Source organism: Scytonema sp. PCC 10023 (assembly GCF_963920835.1).
Classification (GTDB): domain Bacteria; phylum Cyanobacteriota; class Cyanobacteriia; order Cyanobacteriales; family Nostocaceae; genus Kalymmatonema.
This window is the reverse complement of sequence record NZ_CAWUDP010000023.1, coordinates 66,713-91,577: the sequence shown is the minus strand read 5'-3', so window position 1 is coordinate 91,577 and position 24,865 is coordinate 66,713. Positions and strand designations below refer to the sequence as shown.

The 24,865-nt window shown below is 44.6% G+C and carries 16 protein-coding genes; 8 read left to right on the top strand and 8 right to left on the bottom strand.

Features of this window, described 5'->3' with window-relative positions; translation table 11 throughout:
• Positions 1-61: 61 nt before the first annotated feature.
• Complete coding sequence (pstS, locus tag ACM0OZ_RS16065; protein ID WP_414583815.1) at positions 62-1,246, bottom strand: phosphate ABC transporter substrate-binding protein PstS; 1,185 nt, start codon at positions 1,244-1,246, stop codon at positions 62-64.
• Positions 1,247-2,083: 837 nt separating this feature from the next.
• On the opposite strand from pstS, the gene ACM0OZ_RS16060 reads away from it, so the two are divergent.
• Positions 2,084-2,674, top strand: a complete 591-nt coding sequence (locus ACM0OZ_RS16060) for a biotin transporter BioY (protein ID WP_414583814.1) — start codon at positions 2,084-2,086, stop codon at positions 2,672-2,674.
• 201 nt (positions 2,675-2,875) lie between these two features.
• Positions 2,876-3,346 (top strand): signal peptidase II, encoded by a 471-nt coding sequence (gene lspA / locus ACM0OZ_RS16055; RefSeq protein WP_414583831.1) that lies wholly within the window; start codon positions 2,876-2,878, stop codon positions 3,344-3,346.
• A gap of 599 nt (positions 3,347-3,945) precedes the next feature.
• Here the strand turns inward: lspA and ACM0OZ_RS16050 are convergent.
• The gene (locus ACM0OZ_RS16050) at positions 3,946-4,662 is read right to left on the bottom strand and encodes a hypothetical protein (RefSeq protein WP_414583813.1); all 717 of its coding nucleotides are present in this window, start codon (positions 4,660-4,662) and stop codon (positions 3,946-3,948) included.
• Positions 4,663-5,107: 445 nt separating this feature from the next.
• On the opposite strand from ACM0OZ_RS16050, the gene ACM0OZ_RS16045 reads away from it, so the two are divergent.
• Positions 5,108-7,381: a transglycosylase domain-containing protein gene (locus ACM0OZ_RS16045; protein WP_414583812.1), complete on the top strand. Its 2,274-nt coding sequence runs from the start codon at positions 5,108-5,110 to the stop codon at positions 7,379-7,381.
• A gap of 84 nt (positions 7,382-7,465) precedes the next feature.
• On the opposite strand, the gene ACM0OZ_RS16040 is transcribed toward ACM0OZ_RS16045, so the two are convergent.
• Both ACM0OZ_RS16040 and ACM0OZ_RS16035 read right to left on the bottom strand, forming a co-directional pair.
• Complete coding sequence (locus ACM0OZ_RS16040; protein ID WP_414583811.1) at positions 7,466-9,031, bottom strand: DUF4335 domain-containing protein; 1,566 nt, start codon at positions 9,029-9,031, stop codon at positions 7,466-7,468.
• On the bottom strand, positions 9,028-9,657 hold the full coding sequence (locus ACM0OZ_RS16035; protein WP_414583810.1) for a DUF3038 domain-containing protein: 630 nt from the start codon (positions 9,655-9,657) through the stop codon (positions 9,028-9,030). Before ACM0OZ_RS16035 ends, ACM0OZ_RS16040 begins: the two co-directional genes overlap by 4 nt.
• A 390-nt stretch (positions 9,658-10,047) precedes the next feature.
• On the opposite strand from ACM0OZ_RS16035, the gene ACM0OZ_RS16030 reads away from it, so the two are divergent.
• From ACM0OZ_RS16030 to ACM0OZ_RS16020, 3 genes are all read left to right on the top strand, one after another.
• Positions 10,048-10,566: an adenine phosphoribosyltransferase gene (locus ACM0OZ_RS16030; RefSeq protein ID WP_414583809.1), complete on the top strand. Its 519-nt coding sequence runs from the start codon at positions 10,048-10,050 to the stop codon at positions 10,564-10,566.
• 60 nt (positions 10,567-10,626) lie between these two features.
• A complete protein-coding gene (locus ACM0OZ_RS16025; protein WP_414583807.1) occupies positions 10,627-11,673 on the top strand; it encodes an ABC transporter permease in 1,047 nt (348 codons plus the stop codon).
• 89 nt (positions 11,674-11,762) lie between these two features.
• On the top strand, positions 11,763-12,044 hold the full coding sequence (locus ACM0OZ_RS16020) for a hypothetical protein (protein WP_414583806.1): 282 nt from the start codon (positions 11,763-11,765) through the stop codon (positions 12,042-12,044).
• A gap of 186 nt (positions 12,045-12,230) precedes the next feature.
• On the opposite strand, the gene ACM0OZ_RS16015 is transcribed toward ACM0OZ_RS16020, so the two are convergent.
• The 4 genes from ACM0OZ_RS16015 to ACM0OZ_RS16000 all read right to left on the bottom strand — a co-directional run bounded on the left by ACM0OZ_RS16015 (position 12,231) and on the right by ACM0OZ_RS16000 (position 22,361).
• Complete coding sequence (locus ACM0OZ_RS16015) at positions 12,231-13,889, bottom strand: hypothetical protein (RefSeq protein ID WP_414583805.1); 1,659 nt, start codon at positions 13,887-13,889, stop codon at positions 12,231-12,233.
• A gap of 429 nt (positions 13,890-14,318) precedes the next feature.
• A complete protein-coding gene (gene purF / locus ACM0OZ_RS16010) occupies positions 14,319-15,818 on the bottom strand; it encodes an amidophosphoribosyltransferase (RefSeq protein ID WP_414583804.1) in 1,500 nt (499 codons plus the stop codon).
• A gap of 151 nt (positions 15,819-15,969) precedes the next feature.
• A complete protein-coding gene (gene purL / locus ACM0OZ_RS16005; RefSeq protein WP_414583803.1) occupies positions 15,970-19,845 on the bottom strand; it encodes a phosphoribosylformylglycinamidine synthase subunit PurL in 3,876 nt (1,291 codons plus the stop codon).
• Positions 19,846-21,875: 2,030 nt separating this feature from the next.
• Complete coding sequence (locus ACM0OZ_RS16000) at positions 21,876-22,361, bottom strand: allophycocyanin (RefSeq protein WP_414583802.1); 486 nt, start codon at positions 22,359-22,361, stop codon at positions 21,876-21,878.
• Between the two features lie 169 nt (positions 22,362-22,530).
• Here ACM0OZ_RS16000 and rlmD point away from each other — a divergent pair, with 169 nt between their 5' ends.
• Together rlmD and ACM0OZ_RS15990 are read left to right on the top strand one after the other, a co-directional pair.
• A complete protein-coding gene (gene rlmD / locus ACM0OZ_RS15995; RefSeq protein WP_414583801.1) occupies positions 22,531-23,928 on the top strand; it encodes a 23S rRNA (uracil(1939)-C(5))-methyltransferase RlmD in 1,398 nt (465 codons plus the stop codon).
• A 394-nt stretch (positions 23,929-24,322) separates the two neighbouring features.
• Positions 24,323-24,790, top strand: a complete 468-nt coding sequence (locus ACM0OZ_RS15990; protein WP_096569982.1) for an ATP-binding protein — start codon at positions 24,323-24,325, stop codon at positions 24,788-24,790.
• Positions 24,791-24,865: the final 75 nt, after the last annotated feature.

Genomic DNA, 24,865 nt, shown 5'->3' with positions numbered 1-24,865 from the left:
GGGAGCGAACCACACCAAGAAATTCAAAATTCAAAATTCAAAATTCAAAAAGCTCAGCGTGCTATTTGCTGGCGCTGGCACCAGTAGCACTGCCACCCCCAGCAATTTTATAATCTGGGCTGATTGCATCGGCAGCCGCTGTCACTTTTTGAACCACGGTTTGGGGGAGAGGAACGTAGCCTAGTTGTGGAGCAATTTTCTGACCTTCTGTCAAGCCGTACTCAATCATGGCTTCTACTGCTTTGGCTTTTGCGGCATCGGGATATTTCTTGTTAGCCAGAATCCAAGTGTAGGTCACAATCGGATAGGAATCTGCCCCTTCTGGGTCTGTAATGAAGGCGCGGAGATTTTCTGGCAAGTTTACCGATGCCAAGGTTTTAGCTGCAGATTCATCGCTTGGTGCAACAAATTGCTTAGCTTTATTTTCCAAAGTAGCAAAATTGAGTTTACTATTTTTGGCGTAAGCGTACTCGACGTAACCAATTGAGCCTTGAGTTTGTTGTATTTGGGCGGTAACACCATCATTGCCCTTAGCAGCAAGTCCCGCAGGCCAGTTTACAGTTTTCCCACTGCCAACTTTAGACTTCCATTCCGGATTAATTGCACTCAGGTGTTGCGTAAATACACCCGTGGTGCCACTACCTTCAGCACGATGCACAGTTGTGATTGGCGTGTTGGGAAGCTTGGCACCAGGGTTAGCTGCAGCAATTTTGGGGTCGTTCCAAGACTTAATTGTGCCTAAGAAGATACCAGTATAAACATCCCGTGGAAGCTTTAGTCCCTCTACACCAGGCAGGTTGTAAGCTAGCACGATGCTACCCGCAGTCATAGGTAGCAAAAGTACGCCATTTTGCACCTTTTGGATTTCTTCATCTGTCATAGCAACGTCGCTGGCACCAAAGTCTACAAGACCTTTGGTAAATTGCTCAATTCCTGCACCGCTACCAACTGGTTGATAGTTGACTTGGAGATTGGGATATCTCTGGTTTAAAGCCTGAAACCAAGTTTGGTACAGCGGTGCTGGGAAGGTGGCACCAGACCCATTTAAGCTCACCTTTCCACCAAGGTCTAGTTTGCCTGGAGCAGTAGCCGTTGTATTAGTAGCAGATCCAGGAGAGGATTCGCCAGTCGTAGCACCGTTTTGCGCTTGCTGTCCACCGCAAGCCGCCAAAGTAGTACTCAGTGCTACTACTGAAATTGTTTTTGTTAAACGAGAAAGATTAGTTACAGGGCAACGAAAAAGCATGGATGTGTCGTTTCTGTGATTTTCCAGTTAAGCGTTTATACTATACAACTGCAGAGTAAAGAGAAGGTTAACATCATTGGAATTACTACTTTGGAATGGCTACTTTTTCTTACCCCTCATCTCGCAAAATTTAATCTTTACTGGACAAAACTTTGCCACTGCAATCAGTTAATTCGTAGAATAAATGATACAGTAGTACATTCGTTTTAGTCCAACAGAGACAAAAACAACTTACACAACCATGGTAATGTAGAAAGATCATCCTATTGAGGGATGAAAAAATGCAATTAGACAGGTATATGTGTTCAGAATAGCATTTTCAACTTGTTTAAATTTATAAAATAGCGATCCTGCTGAAATCTCAAGAGAATATGACAGAAGAAAAGTATATACCAGACAACAGAACAAGTTCCTTGACTAGTTAGCAAGGCTTCATATAATTTGAGGGTCAAGTTTGCCAAGTGCATATATAAGTAGGTCGGTAAGAAAAAACATAATTGGAAAGGGTCGTCCTGAGTCATTTGTCATTATGAGCCATTGCAGGGGAACCTCCCTTGAGTCCTGCGGCGTAAATTGGTAAGAGTTTCGACCATATTTATATTTTGTAATATAGTTCTGTTTAAGTAGATAGGTGGAAATAAACACCAGCTAGTTAAGAAAGATAAAAACGCCTAAAACCCTTACTAATGACTAATGACTGCCAAAACTTGTTAACTTTATTTGTACTGACCTACTTATTCCCGCCTACCTACTTATTTTCCAATTAGAGATTAAGAAATAAAATAATACTATTATTTACACTTTTGTACGAGAGTCCTTTGCATGAGTGCCTTGTAAATGCTAGCCGCATCCAATCAATTACTATGGTCTATGATTGGCTTACTGCTAACGATGGGTGGTACATTCCTAGAAGCCTATGTCACCACTTTACCTTGGAATTGGAGTCAACATGGAATTCATACTTTGTCTGTGGGTGTCACCTATCAAATTGGTGGGGTGCTGCTCGTTGGTTGTTTAGGGGGCAAAAATGCTGGTGCGCTCTCGCAAATCGCATATTTAGTGATGGGATTAACTTTGTTACCTGTGTTTGCTAACGGTGGCGGCATTGGTTATGTGAAGCTATCCCAGTTTGGTTATTTGCTTGGTTTTATCCCTGGAGCTTGGATTTGTGGGTTTTTCGCCTTTAAAGCTAGACCTCGGCTAGAAACTCTCGCCTTTAGTTGTTTTTGTGGCTTGTTAACTGTGCACTTGTGCGGTATTACTTATTTGATTATCAGCTATGTTTTTCAATGGAAAGGAACAGAAACTCTGTCTCTGATGCAAGAAGCAATGCTCACATACTCCTGGTTGGCACTGCCTGGACAACTATCAGTAGTTTGCGCTGTCGTTGTTATAGCATATGTACTGCGCCACCTAATGTTTTACTAGTGATGAGTTTTTAGTGGTGTGTCCTTTGTCCTGTGCGCAAATGACAAAGAACCCTTCGGGTATCTCCTCTAGAGTGCCTTCGCACTTACGCCAATCGCCACCAAGTTGGAAACCTTAAGCGAAATTTCCGCTTGTTGGGATCGCCTGCAGAACTTCTGGCGTTGCAGCGCTGGCTCACAAATGACAAATGACAAATTCGCCATGCGTTTAAAAAATCTCCTGTTCTGGATTGCTGCCTTGTTAGCTTTTTTCTTAGACCAACTCACAAAATACTGGGTGGTGCAAACTTTTAGCTTGGGACAAACACAAGCACTACTACCGGGGGTATTTCACTTCACCTACGTTACCAACACTGGTGCAGCTTTTAGTCTGTTAGCAGGGAAAGTAGAATGGTTACGCTGGCTATCTTTGGGAGTGAGTTTAGCATTGATAGCACTGGCATCGTTTGGTCCGGTGTTACATCTTTGGGAGCAACTAGGTTATGGCTTTATTTTAGGCGGAGCGATCGGTAATGGCATCGACCGATTTGTTCTGGGCTACGTTGTTGATTTTCTTGATTTTCGAGTGATTAACTTTCCAGTCTTTAATTTAGCAGATGTCTTCATTAATATGGGTATTGTTTGCCTGCTCATTGCTACCTTTCAAAAGACTCCCACTTCAAATCGCAGGTAGCGGACTTGTCTATCCCCAGACTTTTCCTCTGAAAGTAGAAAATTTTTCTTGCAAACTACTCTCAAAAAGAAGAAGTCACAATTTGTGCAATTCCTCAACTGAGTTTGCCGTTATATCGGTTCTCATTTCAATCACCAAGAAAGAACGATAGATACAGAATCATTCGTCAGAATATTAAACACGCTTTTTGGGTATGAATTAAGAGTTCTGTTCAGCCGTATTGGTCTGAAGCCCCCGGATTTATCCTTTGGAGATTAACAAACTTTTTCCGCACTTATTTCCCCCGGATTCACTCGTTTTGGATATTCTGATTACTGTGTTCTGTGTTCTGCGTTCTTCTTAAATACACCACGAATAATCTAGAGACCGTACAATACAGTCTCTACAGCTGTGTATTGCACGCAACCGATAAACGCTATAGTCAGGTCTTGAACCTGTTTCAAACCCCGGATCGCAATATGCCCCCACTAAATCAAAGATGAAGTGGGGGCATATTGCTCAAGTTATCCACCAACCGCACAGAATCATAGCTGGATTCTGGTTCCTGACGACTGACGACAAATGCCGATTAAATTACGCCTAATCTAGTGTTGAGACTACTACCGCGACGATCCACCTGAACTAGGATTTTGCGTGCCAGAGCCTGAACCACCTTGAGAGGGAGATAAAGTTGGATCGGTAGTGTTGCTACCAGGAGCAGTAGGATCACTACTGTTGCCGGGGTTAGCAGGGCTGCCAACAGGAGGCGGGGCAATTTCAGTAGTGCCGCTTGGATTGCCTGTGGTGCCAGGGTCAGCGGGCGCTGTACCAGGTACACCTGTGCCACCAGGGGTAGTGCTGCTGTCAGGAGCGCCTGTTGTACCACCAGGCGGGGTCGTTTGAGTATCGCCTGTACCACCAGGTAGAGTCTGTTGTTGAGTAGTTCCACTACCGGGGACGGCAGGGTTGCCAGCAGGAGCCGGGGGAAGATCAGGGGTGCCGCTGGGGGTATTTAGCGTGCCAGGGTCATTTGGCGCTTTGCCTGGTGTAGCTGTGCTGCCATCAGCAGGTTGCTTTTGTGTATCAGAACTGCTACCGGAATTTGGTGTAGATGCTGCTTCACCTTGACAACGGGAGTTAAGCGGGAAATCTCTGCAAAACTTCTTCTTGTCTACTCTTGGTGAAAGTTTGACTTCTCCGGGTGAGCTAGTGGATTCACCACCTGATTGACCACCTGATTGAGCAGTCTCGAATTTGCTTGACTGGGCAAGAGCAACGTTGCTGGTTAAAGCCAGAGTCAAGGCTGTACCGATAAGGGTTAGATATTTTCCGTTCATATTACTTAACCTCCACACCTCAACGGAGTACTCCCGCTTATTAAACCAAAAGATCTTCATTTAGAAAATCATCCTAAATGAAGATCTGTATTTTTGCTTCAAAATGTGCTTATGTGTTAAAACGGGAATATTTATCTGTTTGATTTATCAAGTGGTAGTTAATAGAAATACAAAATCAAAAGTAGCTACTTTACATTTCTTCAACAGATGAAACAGAGACAAGACAAACACTACAAGCAAAGAAGAAAAAATCTTAGCGATATATTAAAGATGTGACAAAATTAACAACATAAGTCAAATTATATATATATCTTAATGTTAAATTGAATCGGGAACAATTCGGTGCAGCCAACGTCCTCATAGGCTTATGAGTACAATGGTCAAATACAAGCAGCGAGATTATAGTGCGTCCGATTCCTTACCAATAAACTGGTGTCAATAGCCGATGAGTTCCCCCCAACCGCCTCAAAAGCCACAAACTTTGCTTGGTCAGATAACTCAAGCAGTACAAACAATTCAAGCTAGAGTCGATTTTTCCAAACTGGCGCTCAAACCAAATGCCAAAGTACCAGAACTTTGGGTGCAGGATGCGGGGGCGGATAAGGCGGAGGTGTATCCGTTGTTGGGCGATCGCTACATCATCGGTCGCAGTTCCAAATCCTGCGATATTGTTGTCCGCAACCCAGTTGTTAGCCAAATTCATTTGTCTTTAGCACGAGATTCTACTCAAAGACAACCGGTTTTTGTCATTAAAGATGAAAACTCTACAAATGGCATTTATCGAGGTAAGCGTCGGCTCACTTCTTTGGAATTGCGTCATGGCGATATTCTCACCCTCGGACCTCCAGAACTCGCCGCCTCAGTCAGACTGCAATATGTCGATCCACCGCCTTGGTATGTCACAGCAGGAACTTGGGCTGGTTACGGTGTCGGTGGAATCACAACTCTGATGGCGCTAGTCATGGGCGTGGAATGGCTCAAATTTGATGTCAAACCCCTACCCGGACCAACGCGAGCACCCGTGGTAATTTATGCTCGTGATGCCACCACCAAGTTACGCGAACCTCGGACGACTGCTCATATAGATATGAAGCGGTTGCAGGACTTTGGTCCTTACTTGCCAACGGCAGTCGTTGCTTCAGAAGATAGTCGTTATTACTGGCACTTTGGAGTTGACCCCTTGGGGATTTTGCGAGCGGTGTTTATTAACACGCAAAGCGGTGATGTCCAACAAGGGGCGAGTACAGTGACTCAGCAGGTTGCGAGGAGTTTGTTCCGCGATTATGTAGGCAGGCAAGACTCGCTTGGTCGCAAATTCCGAGAAGCGATGGTTGCCCTAAAATTAGAAACGTTTTACAGCAAAGATTACATCTTGCTGACTTATTTAAATCGGGTTTTCTTAGGAGCTGATACCTCTGGTTTTGAAGATGCTGCTCGTTATTACTTTGATAAGTCAGCAAAAGAATTGACACTGTCTGAAGCAGCAACGTTAGTGGCAATTTTACCTGCTCCCAACGGCTTCGATTATTGTACACGAGGAGATAGCCAAAATAACCTCAGAACGATTGAATACCGCAATCGCGTACTGAAGCGGATGCTGGAGATGGGCAAAATCAAACAAGATGAGTATAACCGCTCTAGGCGCTCGCCCATCGAAATCAGCCCCAAAGTCTGCGAACAGCAAGCAAAAACAATTGCTCCTTATTTTTATAGTTATGTCTTCCAAGAACTACAAAATATTCTGGGCAAGGAACTGGCAACAGAAGGGAACTTTATTATTGAAACCCAACTAGATCCAGCCATTCAAGCACAAGCAGAAGTCGCATTGCGTAATCATGTCCGCACTGGTAAGTCATCTTTTAATTTTTCCCAAGGAGCGATGCTTACCCTTGATTCAAGCAATGGAGCAATAATCGCAATGGTAGGAGGCACCGATTATAGAACAAGCCAGTTCAATCGTGCTGTTCAGGCAAAAAGACAACCAGGTTCCACCTTCAAAATCTTTGCTTACGCAGCTGCTCTCGAGCAAGGGATTTCACCGGAAAAGTCTTATTCCTGTGCCCCTTATCGTTGGCAAGGCTTTACCTACAAACCTTGTCGTACTGGCGCTGGTAGTTTAGACATTGCCAGGGGGCTTGCCTTATCTGAAAACCCGATTGCTTTGAGGGTTGCTCATGAAGTCGGGCTGGATAAAGTTGTGGGAATGGCGCGACAGTTAGGGGTGAAGTCACAGTTAGAAGCAGTTCCTGGGTTGGTGCTGGGTCAAAGTGTAGTGAATGTCATGGAGATGACTGGTGCATTTGGTGCTATCAGCAATGGCGGTGTGTGGAATCGACCTCATGCAATTAGCCGGATTTTAGATAGCAGTGAGTGCCGTGACCAGAACGACCCTAAAACTTGCCGCGTGATTTACTCTTATGACCAAGACGCAGAGGCTAATAAACGAGTGCTGCAAACGAACATAGCTGATACAATGACTCGGTTGCTGCGCGGCGTGGTTACAAGCGGTACTGGTCGCAGTGCTGCGATAGGACTAGGGGAAGCAGGTAAAACCGGTACAACAGATAAAAACGTTGATTTGTGGTTTATTGGCTTTGTTCCCAGTAAACGACTGGTCACTGGTATTTGGCTGGGAAACGACAACAATGCCCCCACATCTGGAAGTAGCGCTCAAGCTGCTCAATTATGGGGAAATTATATGGGTAAAATTACACGGTAAGTGAAGAAAGAAGAAAGAAGAAAGAAGAATCAACAAAGAGTTTTCTGTTCTTCCTTCTTCTTTTTTGTTGTTCATTCTTTTGTCCTAACGATATCCCCGCCAAGGAATAACCTCCAGCGTGCCGTTCGGCTTGAATACCACTTGGTAGTGTGCAAGAGCTTCTTTGTTATTTGGAGGGGCTAGGTATGAACCATAGACATCTTGGAACATCTTAGGAAGGGGTGTTCCTTGAAAATAGTCAACGGCACCTTGGTTAAGTGGTTCGTAATCGGCGATGACGCCATCTTTGTTGACCGCCACCCGGTATTTCAAATCTCGCGCAAAGGAAGGAGAAGTACTCCAATTTTGGCGGATGCTGTTATAAAGCTTCTGGTTTAAATCCTTAACTGCGTTGGGGTCTGTGATTTTTGTACCCACAACATCTGGTGTTTTAGGGTATCCTCGCCAAGGGCTAACCTGTAGCACGCCTGTATTCGTAAAGACGACTTTAAATTGGGCGATAGGCGATTGCGGCGCTGCGTTTTGGGCGATCGCTTCATTAGTTCCCGAACCAGGATTTGCCGGATTCTGAAGTAGACTTGGTAAGGGAGTTTTCTCCACTGCATCATTCGTCCCTTTATCTACCGCTTTATATCCAACAATCGCACCATCCGCAGCCACACCCAAGCGAAAGACCAGATCCTGCTTCAATCCTGAGCGCTCAACCCACTTTGGATTAATTTGGTTATAGATTTGGCGGTTCAATGCACGCAGTTGAGATGCATCATTAATTTCCGGAACTGTCTTTAAAAGTGCTTCTAAATCCGTAACAACAGGCGATACCCCGGGTGTGGGAGTCGCCGCAGTTGTGGCATTTGCTGCAACTGAGGCAGGTGTCGTAGGGGCAAGAATAGAATTTGCCGTAGCTGGGGCAGTTGGTGTGGGCGTCAATGTAGCATTTGCGCCGATTTGTTCATTAGGAGTCGGTGTGGGGGTGAGTGCAGGCGTTGCCGGACTATTGACATTGGTGGTTGTATTTGCATCGTTCTGTGTCTGTGGCTGAGGCGGACGCACTTCCGGGACTGGAACCAAGCTAAAAGCAACGGCGGCGGCAGCCAAACTCGTTACTCCCACACTCGCAGGCACCGCCTGCTTGACTAACGCCTGACTGACACCGCCATGACGTCTGGCAACTGGTTGTAATTGCAGTGTTAACTCTGGTAAAGTTTGGCTATCTGCAAAAAATTGGTCTATTGCTTCTACCAAATCGAACAACTGCACTGTGTTCAAATCGAGTTGTATCGGCTGCTTTCCATTATTGGGGTTAGATCCGACTGAGTGTGATGCAGTATCTGAATGTATAATGACTCTGTGTCGGTTGCTGTCGATTTTCTGGAAGTGCACTAACTCCGACTCAAAGTTGTGTGCTTGAGGGTGTGGCACACTACTCAAAAATTCTTGGGCATACGCACTCACTGCCCTTACCAAACTTTCAAAAAATTCTCGCCCTCCTACCACCGGTTTACTATTGCCAGATAAATAGCATTCTGCATTTACCAATATGGATAACTCTGGGCGCAGTTCCTGAAAATGTGCCGCCCTTGACGCATCACTTAAACCCTCTAACAGTAATGTGCAATTAGGTAAACTATACTTACGTTGAATATTCATTCCACTTCACCGTCAAAAAGACTAATCCAGAACCGCTGCATTCCAGCTGTGCCGGTACAGAATAGTAATTGTCCCAACAAACTTATAGCTAGATCATCTAATTTTTCATCAGAATTTAATGCCAATACACCACCAGAACGCCGGGGATTCATCCGGCTCTTAAAGTGAGTTCTAAACCGTTCTAGATAGTTAGATAGACGCAAATTCTGTTCTAAAGGAATCTGTTTTTCAACCATTTGTTGATATATCATTAGCAATTGGCGAATAACAACTGTTAACCGCCGCGCCATGTAGCAAGCAATAACCACTAAGGCTTTTGCTTCCATGATAGACAGGGGACGGCGGATGTGTGCTCGTCGTATGGGGTTAGTGCTACGCATTCGCCATAAATTCACTCGATCTTTAACAATTCCTTTAAGATCCAACTCTTCAGCAAATGACAAAATCGCTTCAGAGCCACCAAGCTCTAATGCTTCAATTGCCAGTAAAATGAGGTCAATTTGCAACCGGGCTTTAGGGGGACATACCTGTCCCTCAATCGCCGGTTCGGGTAAAGTGGCCAGAATCATCGGCAAAGACTTGGGGATTGGACTGTTAAATTGCGTGACACTAGCAGAGACATTCATTATAAATACCTTATAGGGCTGCAACAAACTCAGTAAAACTAATTTAAAATAGACAACCAGTCAAGAAAATGAGACTGACGGCATTTCGAGGCAAGCCTCGCTGATATATACATTACTTACTCTTCCAAGACGATTGTTTCCGTATTGCCTTGAATCAAAGTTTTTAAAGCATCATTTCTCTTAACCTCAGTCGTTAGTATCATTACATCCTTAGCTTGTAGATTTGCTCTCATCGTCAACGAATAACGTTTATTGAGGGCTAATACCAAGCGTATGACATTTTAGTGTACGATTTTTCCGGGAAGGTGCGCCTTGTTTAACCAGGAGCTTGCAATCGGGCGAATAGGGTTGTAGCTTGTACTGCACAGTACTAAAACTTTTTTCTATTTTATGGATTTGAAGTCTCTGATTCGTGACATTCCAGATTTTCCTAAACCGGGAATTTTATTCCGCGATATTACTACGCTGCTGCGCGATCCAGAGGGACTGCGCTACACGATTGACCTGTTTGCACAAAAGATAGAAGCTACTGGACTGAGACCAGAGTTCGTGGTGGGAATAGAGTCACGGGGCTTTATTGTTGGCACACCGCTTGCTTGTCTATTAGGAGCTGGTTTTATTCCTGTCCGTAAACCTGGTAAGTTACCCGCAGCAGTTCACTCAATTGAGTACGCACTAGAGTACGGTACTGATTGTTTGGAAATTCACCAAGATGCTTTGCATCCAGGTAGCCGAGTTTTAATTGTAGACGACTTGATAGCTACAGGTGGAACCGCAGGTGCAACCGCAAGGCTAGTCCAAAAAATTGGCTGCAAACTTGAGGGTTTTGGGTTTATCATCGAGCTACGGGATTTACAAGGGCGGAAACATCTACCAGATGTGCCCATCGTCACCCTTTTAGAATACTAGTCAATAGTCATTAGTCATTTGGCTAACGACGAATGACTAATGACAAAGGACAAAGCACAAATGACTACTACACGAATTTCCTTGGATGCAGGTCGTGATTGGCTTTTAAAGTTAGTCACGAGTGAGACTTTTATTTATGTGATGAAACGGCTGTTGCAGGCGCTGTTGACTTTGTTGTTGGCGTCGGCGTTGTCGTTTGTGATTATTCAACTTGCTCCAGGGGATTATGTAGATACGTTACGGCAAAACCCAAAGATTTCTCCAGAAAGAATTGAGGAACTTAGACGACAGTTTGGTCTGGATAAGTCTTGGCTTGAGCAATTTGGACTTTGGCTGTGGCGAATTCTCACTCAGGGGGACTTTGGCACCAGTTTTGTTTACCAGCGGTCGGTGTCGTCGCTGTTGTGGGAACGGGTACCCGCAACTTTGTTGTTGGCAGTGTCTTCTCTGATTGTAACGTGGGCGATCGCCATCCCCTTGGGCATAGTCGCTGCTGTCAAACAAAATCAGTGGGTTGACCGCGTTTTGCAGGTGATTAGTTACGCAGGACAAGGGTTTCCCAGTTTCATCACTGCCTTATTGCTGCTCATTTTGGCTCAAAACCTCTCGCCCCTCGTGCCAGTGGGTGATATGACCAGCATCAATCATGCCGAACTCAACTGGTTTGGTAAAATCCTCGATATTGGCTGGCACATGATTTTACCCACCATTGCTTTGAGTATCACCAGCTTTGCTGGCTTACAGCGCATCACTCGGGGCGAATTATTAGATGTGCTGCGCCAAGATTATATCCAAACAGCTCGTGCTAAAGGGTTGCCTGAAAACCGTGTTATTTATGTTCATGCTTTGCGCAATGCGATCAACCCCTTGATGACTTTGTTAGGTTTCGAGTTAGCAGGTTTATTGGGTGGTGCGTTTATTGCGGAATTTTTCTTTAACTGGCCCGGCTTAGGGAGATTGACTTTACAAGCGGTGCAGGCTCAAGATTTGTATTTAGTGATGGCAAGTTTGGTCATCAGCGCCGTACTGCTGAGTGTTGGTAATTTGATAGCAGACTTGTTGCTCAAGGCGAGTGATCCTCGCATTCGCTTAGAAAATCTTAATTAACTAACTAGATGCAAGGGACGACGCACTCGTGTTGATCGTCCTTTGTCATTTGTACCAAACCAATGACTCATGACTCATGATTAATAACTATGTTTTCCGAAGTTTATTATTTGGTGCGGTCAAAAGCTGACGGTCGTTATCTCGCGGCTCTTCCTGAGCGCGAAGCTTTGGGTTATTTATTATTATTTCGCGAAAACTTTGATGCCCTCAGCTACCTCAACACTCATGCCGCAGAAGTGGCAAACCGTTTTGCCGTAGAATCTATTCCTGGTTCTCAAATAGCAGGTTTGCTTAAACGCTGGGGTTTTAGTGGCGTGGGTATTGTTTCTGACCCGTTATTACCAAAAATAGAATTTTTATCACACTCATGACGTCCGCAAGGAACGACAGTATGAGGTTTTCAGCCTGGCTTCAGACTGCACTTGCTCATGGTAAAATCCACAGACCTTTATCTGTCCAGCTACAGCGGCGTTTGCTCCAGTCGGTAACGCCACCTTCTTACTTGGTGATGCCTCGGCAATGGCCTTCTTACCTAATAACTTGCAGTAGGAACTCATTCACTGCGTCGCACCTTTTGGTGCCATTGACTGAGCAACTTGAAGCGCTTGATCTAGAATTTTAGAGGCTTTGTCTTTATTTGAGGAGCCGAATAGAGAATTATAGCTATTGGTAAGCACAAAAAGGATTTTTTCAATAGGTTCTTTGTTCTCTCGTTCTCTTGCCACATATTGTTCTGCGATCGCCGTTAGGGCTTGAGCTTTGTAACTTTTGTCTGTAATGGTTTGAGCAAGCTGAAGCGCTTGGTCAAATTTTCCCTGTTTTGCAAACCCACGGGCGATAGCACAGAATCTCCAGTCCTTGTGTCTAGCATCAGGAGGGGGTTGGATGGAAAGAGTGATTTGTAGCGCACGCTCAGGCTGCCCTGTCTCAAGGTAACCGAATGCCACCTCCGACAGCATATCCTTAAAATTCCACTGTTGGATGATCTCAAACGCTTGGTCGTACTGTCCGCTGTTTAGATAGTGCCTCGCAATCCCTCTGAAGGTGGCGTCTCGGTTTCCAATCGATGTTGCCAGTTTAACCGCTTGGTCAGAGTACCCGGCTTTGCCATAAGCGATCGCAATTCCAAGGAACGCCCGCTTCCTCGCATTCACATTCTCGATGGCTCGGGCAATTTGCCGTGCCTGATCAAAGTTTCCTAGTTCTGCGTAGGCATCAGCGACGCTAGCTAATGCATCACTTTTGCTTTGAGCTTTGTCAATTACAATTGCCTGCGCCGCTTTCTGAGCTTCCGCTAGCGTCGAGAGTGCCTTGTTCTTCTGCTCCAATGCTGCATACTGGGCTGCTGTTTCAATCAGTTGGGAAATTTTATCAAGGGGAAAGCGCTTGTCTGCAAGCGTCCGTATTTTTGGCAAGGATTGATCTACAAGCTCGATCGCTCGACGTTCTTGTCCGATGAATGCAAATTGTTTAACAATCCTTAGCATCTGAGAGATTTTCATTGAGGCATTTTCGCCCGATTGTGCCTCATCGATAGCAGATGCACTCTTAAGCGCATGTTCCAGCACTTGAGGCACTTGTTTCTTTTGTCCAGCTTGACTAAGATGTTCCGCAATTACAATCAGGGTCATAGTTCTATAAAGGGCATGGTCATTGCGTTGGGCAATCGCCAGCGCTTGCTTCAAGACCGTAGTTGCCTGCTCATCCTCTCCAGCTTTTGCATAATGCCCCGCAACTTCTGCCATAGTTATAGGAGTGAACACAGGATTGTTTACTCCTGTGATGAGCTCGATAGCAAAGCCATAGTACCCAGCCTCTGCGTATTCCTTAGCTCGGTTGAGCAAAGACTCATCCGGAGAAGTTCCGCTGCCGCTACAGCGTGTTGCCGTTTGGGTGCGGGCAATGTGGATGGCTTGTTTTAGAAGTTGCTTACCCTTAGCTTCCTGTCCAGCCTGGATATAACCAAGAGCGACTTTCACTAAGGGGTTGGCTTTGAAGCACTCATTGGGATTCGCTTCCGCCAAAGGCAGAACTTGGTTTAAAATCTTGACAGCCTGCTCAGATTTTCCTACCGCCGCATACTGAAATGCAATGTCAGCCAATATGCCATGTTTTTCAAAGTAGGTTTCTACTGCAAGAACTTGCTCCCCTGGAAAGAACGTAGCAATTAGTGCAGTGACAGCTAAAATATTGAACTGGATTATTCTTCGAGCCATGTTTTTCCCACGTCAACTTTTTGTTGCGCGACTACCCACAGGTGGTTAGCCTTGAACCGCTAAAGTCAACGACAGAAATGTTTGGCAGTTTGTGGTGATTTTGTTACAAAAATTTATTTAGTTACTGAGAGTGTTAGAAAACCCAGAGCGATCGCCATCCTGGGCAGCTCCCTCTGGGAGCATCGCCGCAAGCGCCTCTGCGCTTAGTGCAGAGTCCTCCGTTCAGGTACGCGCAATTGCCCTTCCCAACAACCTTGTTTTTTGACGCTCCCACGGCTAGAAGCCGATGGGCTTTCTACTACCAACGCTGTAAGTGGTATGTTCTGCTTTATACTAAACAATGAGCGACTTTCTTAACCAAAATTAAATAGACTTTGTAGCACAATAGCAACAAAGCCTATTTGAGCCAAAATCTAAAATCTCAAATTCCTACACTGGTGCTTTTTCTAATTTCAATTTAGAACGCTTCACTTGTTCGGGTATGGAAACGGGGTAATCTCCAGTGAAGCAAGCAGAACAGAAGCTTTCAGGGTCTTCTCGTGTCGCCTCTAGCATACCTTGCCAACTGAGATAAGCTAGAGTATCTACCTCTACTTGCTTGGCAATTTCTTCCACTGACATGTTAGCAGCAATGAGCTGCTCTTGGCTATCAGTGTCAATACCATAGAAGCAGGGGTGAGTGACTGGGGGAGAGGAAATTCGCATATGCACTTCCAACGCACCTGCTTCACGCAACGCTTTGACTAGCTTGCGGCTAGTAGTCCCCCGGACAATCGAGTCATCTACAATGACTACTCGTTTGCCATACAACACATCTTTAAGGGGGTTGAGTTTCATGCGGATACCCGACTCCCGCATACTCTGTGTAGGTTGGATAAAAGTACGTCCGACGTAGCGATTTTTAATCAGTCCTTCAGCGTAGGGGATGCCAGAGGCTTGAGAATAGCCAATGGCAGCAGGAATACCAGAATCAGGAACACCAATCACCAAATCGGCATCAGCAGGAGATTCTTGAGCCAGCCGCCGCCCGATACGCATCCGATAGCTGTACAAACTCTCGTCATGCATGACACTATCAGGACGGGCAAAGTAAATCATCTCAAAAATGCACATCTTCCGTTGGGGTTTTTGACTCCATTGCAACGAAGCTAAACCCTCTTCGGTAATCCAAACTAACTCGCCTGGTTCCACGTCCCTCAGGTATTCAGCACCAATAATGTCTAAACCGCAAGTTTCGGAGGAGAGAACATAGCGAACTGGATTCTCACCTAAGGTACCAATCACAAGGGGGCGAATGCCATTGGGGTCACGAACACCCATGATACCCGCTGATGTACCAATCACTAAGCTAAAGGCTCCTTGGCAACGGTGAAACGCCCGAATGCAGCCATCTAACCAATCGGCTCCAGCATTGATTTCTTCGGCTATTGCAAAAGCAATCATTTCTGAGTCAGTGGTTGTGACTAAGTTGCAGTTGTTGTTGAGCAACTCCTCTCGCAACTGCACAGTATTGACTAAATTACCATTATGTGCTAACGCTACTGAGCCGAAGCGGGTTTCGACAACAGCAGGCTGGGCATTGACTTTGCGGCTGGAACCCGTGGTTGAATAACGAGTGTGACCAACAGCTACACTACCAGGTAAAGTTTGTAAAATTGATTCATTAAAGACTTGGGACACCAACCCCATGTCTTTGTGTAAATTGACTTGTTCACCCTCAAATGTGGCAATACCAGCCGATTCTTGACCCCGGTGCTGGAGAGCGTACAATCCAAAGTATGTCAGTTTGGCAGCGTCTTCTCCTGGTACGTAGACGCCAAAAACACCGCAAGCTTCTTCTGGCTTGTCTGGACGATTTTCCAGGTCATTGGCTGAGTCGTTAGGCAATTCGGGATGGTTATCCAAAGAGTCGGGATGGTTGGGAATCATGCTAGCTGTGCTCCTGATGAGGGTATCAAGTCACTAGAAATATGTCAAAGGATAGTTGTAGAAATTCTTAAAAAGCTCTTAACCATCCATTAAAACAGTAACGCAATTATGCCTATGGACGCTAGTATCCCAGATGAGGGGATTTTATCAATCAACTGGGGGTGATCTTATGGATGGTCAAACGTCTTTCAATCGCGTTTAAGTAGCGATCGCTCATTTCCTCAATGCTAACGTTGATTAAACTTTGATTATCAGTTGTTAAAACCCGCAAACCTATTTCGGAATTCCCAACCTTGCCAAGTTGCTGCCAATGATTACCGAGTTGTTCTGTTAAATAAGTTTCCCAAGTTTTTTGTTGTTCTGTTGCAACAGAGACTACAATTCGCGCACCACCTTCGCCAAAAAGAACTTCATCCCAACGTTGGGAATTGTTTGCTGGTAGTTCTAATTTGATTTCTGCTCCCAGCTTTGTAGCAAGACAACATTCTGCCAGGGCGATCGCGACTCCGCCCTCAGCACAATCATGAGCGGAACGTACCCAACCTTTGCGAATTCCTTCACGACACACTTGTTGTACACGGCGTTCCAATTCAAAATCAACTCGTGGCGGTTTTCCAGCAACAGTGTTGTGGATAGTGGCTAAATATTCCGAACCCCCCAGCGTAGAGTGCGCAGAAAGTTCGCCCAACAGATAAATCAAATCACCATTCGCTTGCCAAGCTTGACCACAAATCTTGGTTAAATCAGGGATTAACCCTACCATACCTACAACAGGGGTAGGATAGATTGGTTGTGGATTGCCTTGAGAATCCAAAGTTTCATTGTAAAGAGAGACATTTCCACCAGTCACTGGCGTTGCCATTTCTCGGCAACCTTCAGCCAAACCGCGACAAGCTTCTGCTAATTGCCAGTATCCAACAGGTTTTTCTGGGCTGCCAAAATTCAAGTTATCAGTAACTGCCACAGGTTCGGCACCCACACAGCTGAGATTACGTGCCGCTTCTGCCACAACTGCCTTCGCTCCCTCATAGGGATCAAGATAAACATAGCGAGGATTGCAATCAACCGTAGCTGCAACACCTTGCTGGGGATTGGGGATTAGGGATTGGGGACTAGGAATTCTCTCCCCCTCCTCTACTCTCTCACTCCCTCCCTCCCTCACTCCCTCACTCCCTCCCTCCTCTTGCTGAGGACGCAAGCGAATCACAGAGGCATCTGCACCACCAGGTAACACAACAGTGTTATTCTGGACTTGATGGTCATACTGACGATACACCCAACGTTTCGATGCAATGGTGGGCGTATCGAGCAAAGTCAACAGGATGTCATTCCAACTTTGCAAACGTCCTTGAATTTCAATTCCAGCAGATGTACTCTCAGGCAAAGAATCAGGCGTCCATTCCCAAGCTTTTCGTACATATTCTGGTGGTTGTGCCAACACTTCTCGGTGATACAGCGGCGTATTTTCTGCCAACGCTGTTGCCGGAATTTCTGCGGCAATTTCACCTTGGAATAGAATCCGTACAATAGGTTCATAAATGACGCTTCCTGCAACCACAGCTTGCAGCCCCCAACGGTGGAAAATGTCAATTAACTCTTGCTCACGTCCCTTGTGTGCAACAAACAGCATCCGTTCTTGAGATTCCGAAAGCAGATATTCATAAGGAACCATTCCCGCTTCCCGTACAGGAATCTTGTCTAAATCGAATTCAATGCCCACGCCGCCTTTTGCTGCCATTTCTGAAGTAGAACAGGTAATGCCAGCTGCACCCATATCCTGTGCGGCGACCACTGCACCTGTCTTAAACGCCTCCAAACAAGCTTCAATTAACGACTTTTCCAAGAAGGGGTCGCCGACCTGTACCGCCGGACGGTCATCTACTGACTGATCACTCAGTTCTGCACTGGCAAAACTTGCGCCTCCCATACCATCGCGTCCGGTGGTGGAACCGACATAAAGCACTGGGTTGCCTATACCAGATGCACCAGATGTGACGATTTCTGGCGTTTCCATCAATCCCAATGCCATCACATTCACCAAAGGATTGCCAGAGTACGCGGGGTCAAAGTAAACTTCACCGCCTACAGTGGGGACACCAACACAGTTGTGTGTAACGATGCCAGAAGTCGTCACAAAAAGATGAGTGTTATCTACCTCAACATCATAGACATCGCATTCCTCAACAGTGTTGGTTTCTATGCTCTTAATTTTGACAGCAGCTACCTCATTTGAAGACTTACGAAAACGTGGGAAAGAATCTTTCGTCCCCTCATACCGTGCCAAAGCTGTCGCTAACTCTACAGTGCGTTCCTCGGCAAAAACGTTTGATAACGCTGTTAGTCCCACGAAGTTGTTAACTTCTAATTGCCATAATGGTAGCCGTGTATGCTGACGACCTTCTATTTGTCCTGTTGATGGCGATCGCTGATAAATATATGGGATTACCCCCTGATTTTGGAGGAGTGCCACGGTTTGATCAAACAGTTTGCGGCTAGTTGTCGCATAGGTAATTTTTGCATGATTTCCATGAGTTTTTGTGGTCAGGGAACCATCACCTCTGAATAAACCTTTGAGTGCTTCCAACTGTAAGTTAGCAGACCATTGGAAAACAAAACTTGGGAAAGCTTTATTACTTGCTCCAGTACCGCACCGCCAAACGTCTTTTAAAATGTAACCAAATAGCCATGAAGTCGCATAAACAATGATTGTAGAAGCCCGTTTTTCTAAACAAGGGCGAAGTCCCAGATGTTTGAGTCCGTACACAACGTCATTGACATATTCGGTTTCATGCAGAGCAAACGTGAAGATAATTTTATATGTATTGCCGTTTTGAGAAACACATCCTTCTGAAAGATAGTAACCGAGTACGCGTGCTAACACCTCATCTGCATGGATGGCTGCTTTCATGTAATTAGCTTTTCCACGACGGAAAAGACAAACTTCGTGGCGAGCAACATTAAGCAGTGGCTCTAAGCTCAGAAAATGTGAAAGGGGTAGTATACTATTGTTTAGGTAGTGGTGACGACTGTAAACAGAAGGTTCAATTAATTGTAAAGCTGTCCGAATGACATCTGTTGCTTGCCAATTTGAGGGCAACTGCACATAAACATTTTTACCACTTTCATCTTGAGGGTTCAAAGCGCTAATGAAATCGAGTGGTGAAAAATCTCCACTACCTTCTGGTGATTCTGGCAACGACACCAGTATTGGCAATTCGTAACCAACCTGTAAGCTTTGGGCTGGACAAATTTCCCACTCACCGTTTGACCGAATTAACATCGGATGATCTGGTGTGACAGTTAGGTTACGACCAAGAGATGTACGAATAGTTACTAAGGTTTTAGTGCGTCGTTTAAACACACGCCGCACACGCTGCCAGCAACTGTCGTGAGTGTCAGGGTCTACGGATAGGGTTTCAACTGCAGCTGTATCATCTAACTCTAAGGTTATGAGATTTGAATGCAGCCTTGATTCTACAAAGTTGCCGATGGTGTCAAAATGTACGCCAGTGCGATCGCGCCAGATAAATGTTTCTTTACCAACCAAACAATTTCCGTAATGTGAAATACCAGCGACCACACCACTAAAAAGCCTTTGAGTTTTCGCATCTTCTAAGGAACCAAAGCGCAGGGAGTTTAATACGGCAATAGGACGCGCACCCATTGTAAAGATATCTCTTAAGATACCTCCTACTCCTGTAGCAGCTCCTTGAAAGGGTTCAACAGCTGAGGGGTGGTTGTGTGATTCAATCTTAAATGCTAGGCGCAGGCGATCGCCCAAATCTACAACACCAGCATTTTCACCAGGTCCAACAAGAATGCGGGATCCTGTCGTGGGAAATTGTTTGAGTAACGGACGAGAATTCTTGTAACAGCAGTGTTCTGACCACATCACCCCAAACATTCCTAGTTCAGCTTTGTTAGGATGACGCCCTAAACGCCTGACTATTTCTTCATATTCTTCTAGCTTCAAACCTTCAGCAGCGATTTCTTCAGGAGAAAAAGGAGCATCGGAAATGGCGGTCATGGCAATAATGCACCAAGGGGACAGAGCCTTATTTTAGCGGTTTACTTAGGTGCTTTTTTCAAAATGCAAGAGTTCTTCTTTGGATCTTTCCTGTTGAACAACTCCCACGACCAAGTTATAAGCTTCCTCCTGAGATAGATTCAGACTGTAGTTATTCAACTAGCCCCGCTGCAGAGTCCCACGGAACCTGTAAGGGTAAACGAAACTTGCACAGCAAGTTGGAACCCCCTGCCTTTAGGCATGGGGTAGTTCAGCCCCCCAACCCTTACACCCTTACACCCCTAGTACCGCAAGGCGGAAGTCAAAAGTGAAGGTAACAAGTCAAAAGTATTATGGAATGGGCTTTTTAGGGATTTTAAATGGTTGCCCTATTTACGCCGCTCTGTACTAGTTTTTGACATCTTTTTCGTCACATCTGGGAATGGCAAAACTAGATGTGCTATTAACAAAGTAAATCTAGGTGACTGCACGCCCACACCTGTGAATTTCTTGCCAGGACCTAAGCCTTTTGGTTCAACTGTAGAAATACGTAATTTTTTCTTTAAACTTTAAGCTCTCAACAAACAAATAAGTGTTTCCACTATTTGAACAATTTATTTTTTTTCGTAGAATAAATATGTGCTAAGCCAAGGATGAAAATAAATTTCACTATCTACAATATGGCTATTTCAAGTGGTGATTGAACAAGTTCTATGTTGTTTGAATCTTCAATTCTGCAATGGCTATCATGCTTGCCTTAGTTAACAAAATTTTATTTTTTTAGTGTGTCCCTACTAATCAACACAATCGTTACAGTTAGCCTATTGATTGAATTGGTGGCTTAGTTGGCGCTTTTCACAAAAGGAATTGTAAAAGAAGTGCTAGGTAAGTCATTCTGTCTAAAGCTTTGTCTGCAATTTTCATCGGTGCTATGTATATGAAAAAATTTCTTTTTTCAACTGCTATTTTGACTTTTCTAAAAAATAATTACAGCATTTATCGATCAATGAGAGTTTTTACTGTTTCCTGATTCATTTTTAGTTTCAAAAATTTGATTGGTGCATGATGAATGCTTTTGCACCTATCTTCCTCAAACCAACACTCCTGCATGAGCCATGAAATAGTTTCTAGATTTTGCATTCAACAAATCTGCTCTCACTGAAAACCCGTCTTCATATTCGATTGTGTCATGGCTCATGGCTGATTTTTTTTCTTTTTCAAGAGTTATCATACTAGAGCAGATTGCATTTTTCTTGAGGTACACCTTTTCAACTCAAAAGCCAGATCTAGCATAACACGGTTCAGATAAGACCAAAACCATTATCAACACGTTTATGTAGAACTTTCGTCCGAAAGTTCTACACGTGTCGAATCTTCACCTCCTGAATTCTGCTGTATTACTATCTAAAACTTGGTTTTGGGGTTGAGTAGCACAACCCAAGAAAGCATCAAGAACAAGTATCTCTACCATAAGATAGATGAACTGACGCATTTTGCATCATCTGCGTTGATGTTTACATAAAAGCTGATTTTGTAATTAATTTTATATTTTTTTTTGAGAATATGATAAAGCTTGTCTAAATTCTAGAGATACCAAGTTCCGCGTGTTGATGTGTGAATACAGTTTGGCAGAAATAATTTTGTGATGAACATCACTGATAGCGATGATTAAGATCGTATTCCTCATATGGCTAAATTGGCAGAATACAAACAACTGAACTCTAGCCGAGTCATTAATAGGGAACACACTAAATGCCGACAGCCTTCTCTTGAAGACTGTTGGCTTTTTATATATGGGGAGCGAGTCACAGCACGTGGCGGAACGGGAGGTGGAGAGAAAGTTAAAAGTCTTTGACTAATGACTCTTGAATGTTGAGTATCCAATAAAATTTCCCCACAACCTGTTAGTAACTTGACAGAGATTCTGCCGGAGCCACTATCTAGTGTGGGGAAGATATGATCAGTATATAAGTATTATTGGTGTTGAGTCCTAGTTGCTTGCACTTTGTTTAGAAGCCTGCAAGCAGAAGGAAAACAAAACTCACCTTGTATTACGACATCGCTTGAATGATGTAATCAAAGTAGGGTCCTGCTTCGGCGGCGTCTTCTGCATTCAGTAAGTTAAGGGAGGCTTTTTTCAGAGAGTTGATGGCTTCTACCATTCCAGGTACGGGAACGCCAAGCGAGTTGTACATTTCCCGCACGCCAATTAAACCAATTTTTTCAATTGGTTCTTTGTCACCAGCAAGTACACCGTAAGTAATTAGGCGCAAGTACCAGCCAAAGTCACGGATGCATAAAGCACGCTGACGTTCACCGTATGCATTGCCCCCTGGCGCGATAAAGTCGGGACGCTTCTGCCAAAGCTGTTTAGTAGCTTCTTGAACTATCTTTTTTTCGTTTTCAGCTAGGGTTGTGACAATTCGTATCCGTTGCGCGCCGGTCTGCAAATAGTCTTTGATATTGTTGAGTTCGCCACTGCTGGGATAACGCAGTTGGTCGTCGGCTTGGAGAATAACTTGGCTTACTACAGTCATGATTATTGCAATGACATGAATTAATTATTATTTGCTAGTTTAACGAGTCTTGAGTACACAAGTGAAGAGGGAGTTAAGAGGGGGATGAGGGGGATGAGGGGGATGAGGGGGATGAGGGGGATGAGGGAGAACTAATGACTAATGACTAATGACTAATGACTAATGACCGATGACTGAAAAAATCTGGAAACAGGGTGAGTTAATTGAAGTTGAGATTTCGGATTTGAACGATGCGGGTGAGGGTGTAGGGCGTTGGCAGGATAGGGTGGTATTTATACCAGATACTGTACCAGGCGATCGCGCTGTTGTCCGTCTGGTACACGTTAAACCTAACTACGCCCACGGCAAACTCAAAGAACTGTTGCAACCCTCTCCCCACCGTGTCCGACCAAGCTGCATCGTGGCTGATAAATGTGGTGGTTGTCAATGGCAGCATATTGATTATGAGTACCAGTTAGCTGCCAAGCAAAATCAAGTTATTCAAGCTTTGGAACGCATTGGCGGTTTCGTACAACCAGCTGTAGATCGAGTGCTTTCGACTCCCGAGTGTTTGGGCTATCGTAACAAAGCCACTTATCCTCTGGGATCATCTTACAACGGACAGGTTCAAGCAGGTTACTACCAAAAAGGTAGCCACCAATTGATTAACTTGAATCAATGCCCTGTGCAAGACCAAAGATTAAATCCTCTGCTGTTGGAAGTCAAACACGACATTCAAAAGCGGGGTTGGCAGATTTACAACGAACAACGCCACACAGGTGTTGTACGCCATCTGAGTTTACGCATTGGTCGCCGCACAGGGGAAATATTGCTGACTTTGGTGGTCAAGGACTGGAATTTACCGTCAATTCAAGACCAAGCCGAGGAGTGGTTAAAGCGCTATCCCCAATTGGTGGGGGTTTGTTTAAACCGTAACCCAGACCGTACTAATGCCATTTTTGGCACCGAAACTCGTTGTATTGCTGGGCGTCCCTACCTGCGAGAAAAATTTGCTGGACTGGAGTTCCAGGTACGAGCGGATACCTTTTTCCAGGTACATACGGAGACGGCAGAGGCATTATTGCAGGTGATTCAGTCGGAACTGAATTTACAAGGTTCTGAGGTGCTACTTGATACTTATTGCGGTATTGGGACGTTAACATTGCCACTTGCAAAACAAGTTAGGCAAGCAATGGGGTTAGAATTGCAACCAGAGGCAGTGGAACAAGCAATTTTAAATGCTAAGCACAACGATATTCCTCATGTAATTTTTCACACTGGCGCAGTAGAAAAATTACTTCCCCAGATGGAGATTTCACCAGACATTGTTTTGCTTGATCCCCCGCGTAAGGGATGCGATCGCGCTGTGATTGAAACTCTACTGAAATCAAAACCACCACGTATTGTTTATGTCAGTTGTAAAGTTGCCACCCTTGCCCGTGACCTAAAATTACTTTGTGAAAACGGAGTATATACTCTCACACGGGTACAACCAGCTGATTTCTTTGGGCAAACTGCTCATGTGGAAGCTGCGGCATTTCTTGTGCTATCAGATTTGGACAAAGGCACTAACTCGACAAAAACTTAAATCAAAAATTTGTAGTCCAATGCATACTAAAAATGTTAGAATTGAATTAAGATAAACATATGATTCCTTTTGTGTGAAGATATTGAAGTTGCAAAAACTCTCCCAAAAATATGAATCGAGTTGTTTAAGTTATGAATCGGCAGATAAAAGAGTATGTTAATACTCTTTTCATTAGAAATCATATCAGTTGCTTACTGTTTGAGCAGTTGCATATAAGCCGTTTTTTATGTGAGTGACTCTATGTCATTAAAGAGAGTTAATGCTCCCTAGCATTTTCAAAATTTAGTTTAAAAGACGAAAGTTTGAAGGCAACATAACCACCTCAAATTCTATCAGGGTGCCTGTGACAGCAAACTGATGTCTAGCTAACTCTGAAAGCTACGGGGTTCCACTTGTGATTACTATTTCACTTCGTCCTACAGGGCGTAATTGGGGCACAATTAGTTTTGCCTCAACTTTGTACCTCTGTCCAATACTAGATTTGCTTTTGGCAGAGATTCCGGTCAAATTACAAGCAGAACTGCGACTAGGACTTCAAGAAGCCTTAGTAAACGCAGCTAAACATGGCAATAATCTAGATCCAAGTAAAACAGTAGTCGTTCGTTTTTCCTTAATTGATAAACAGTATTGGTGGGTGATATCCGACCAAGGTCACGGTTTTACACCCTCCTCTACTTGCGATGTCGATGTCGATCCAGATATCGATCCAACAGAATACTTACCTCCTGATGAGTCAGAGAACGGTCGTGGTATGTGTATTCTGCATCAAATTTTCGATCAGGTGCAGTGGAACAGGAAAGGCACAGAGTTGAGGCTTTGTAAACACCTCGAGAACCGACCTAAACTAGCTCTCTTACGGTGAAGAAGGATAAGGGAGATGAGGAGCCAGCGCCGTGGGCGGGTTTCCCGACTTGAGGCGACTGGCGTGGAGATAAGG

Coding starts and splice junctions, on each gene's coding strand:
- ACM0OZ_RS16025 (WP_414583807.1), top strand. CDS start 10,627: ATGACTACTACACGAATTTCCTTGGATGCAGGTCGTGATTGGCTTTTA.
- ACM0OZ_RS16020 (WP_414583806.1), top strand. CDS start 11,763: ATGTTTTCCGAAGTTTATTATTTGGTGCGGTCAAAAGCTGACGGTCGT.
- lspA (WP_414583831.1), top strand. CDS start 2,876: ATGCGTTTAAAAAATCTCCTGTTCTGGATTGCTGCCTTGTTAGCTTTT.
- ACM0OZ_RS16015 (WP_414583805.1), bottom strand. CDS start 13,889: ATGGCTCGAAGAATAATCCAGTTCAATATTTTAGCTGTCACTGCACTA.
- ACM0OZ_RS16045 (WP_414583812.1), top strand. CDS start 5,108: ATGAGTTCCCCCCAACCGCCTCAAAAGCCACAAACTTTGCTTGGTCAG.
- purL (WP_414583803.1), bottom strand. CDS start 19,845: ATGACCGCCATTTCCGATGCTCCTTTTTCTCCTGAAGAAATCGCTGCT.
- ACM0OZ_RS16000 (WP_414583802.1), bottom strand. CDS start 22,361: ATGACTGTAGTAAGCCAAGTTATTCTCCAAGCCGACGACCAACTGCGT.
- purF (WP_414583804.1), bottom strand. CDS start 15,818: ATGATTCCCAACCATCCCGACTCTTTGGATAACCATCCCGAATTGCCT.
- ACM0OZ_RS16040 (WP_414583811.1), bottom strand. CDS start 9,031: ATGAATATTCAACGTAAGTATAGTTTACCTAATTGCACATTACTGTTA.
- ACM0OZ_RS16050 (WP_414583813.1), bottom strand. CDS start 4,662: ATGAACGGAAAATATCTAACCCTTATCGGTACAGCCTTGACTCTGGCT.
- rlmD (WP_414583801.1), top strand. CDS start 22,531: ATGACTGAAAAAATCTGGAAACAGGGTGAGTTAATTGAAGTTGAGATT.
- ACM0OZ_RS16035 (WP_414583810.1), bottom strand. CDS start 9,657: ATGAATGTCTCTGCTAGTGTCACGCAATTTAACAGTCCAATCCCCAAG.
- ACM0OZ_RS16060 (WP_414583814.1), top strand. CDS start 2,084: ATGCTAGCCGCATCCAATCAATTACTATGGTCTATGATTGGCTTACTG.
- ACM0OZ_RS16030 (WP_414583809.1), top strand. CDS start 10,048: ATGGATTTGAAGTCTCTGATTCGTGACATTCCAGATTTTCCTAAACCG.
- pstS (WP_414583815.1), bottom strand. CDS start 1,246: ATGCTTTTTCGTTGCCCTGTAACTAATCTTTCTCGTTTAACAAAAACA.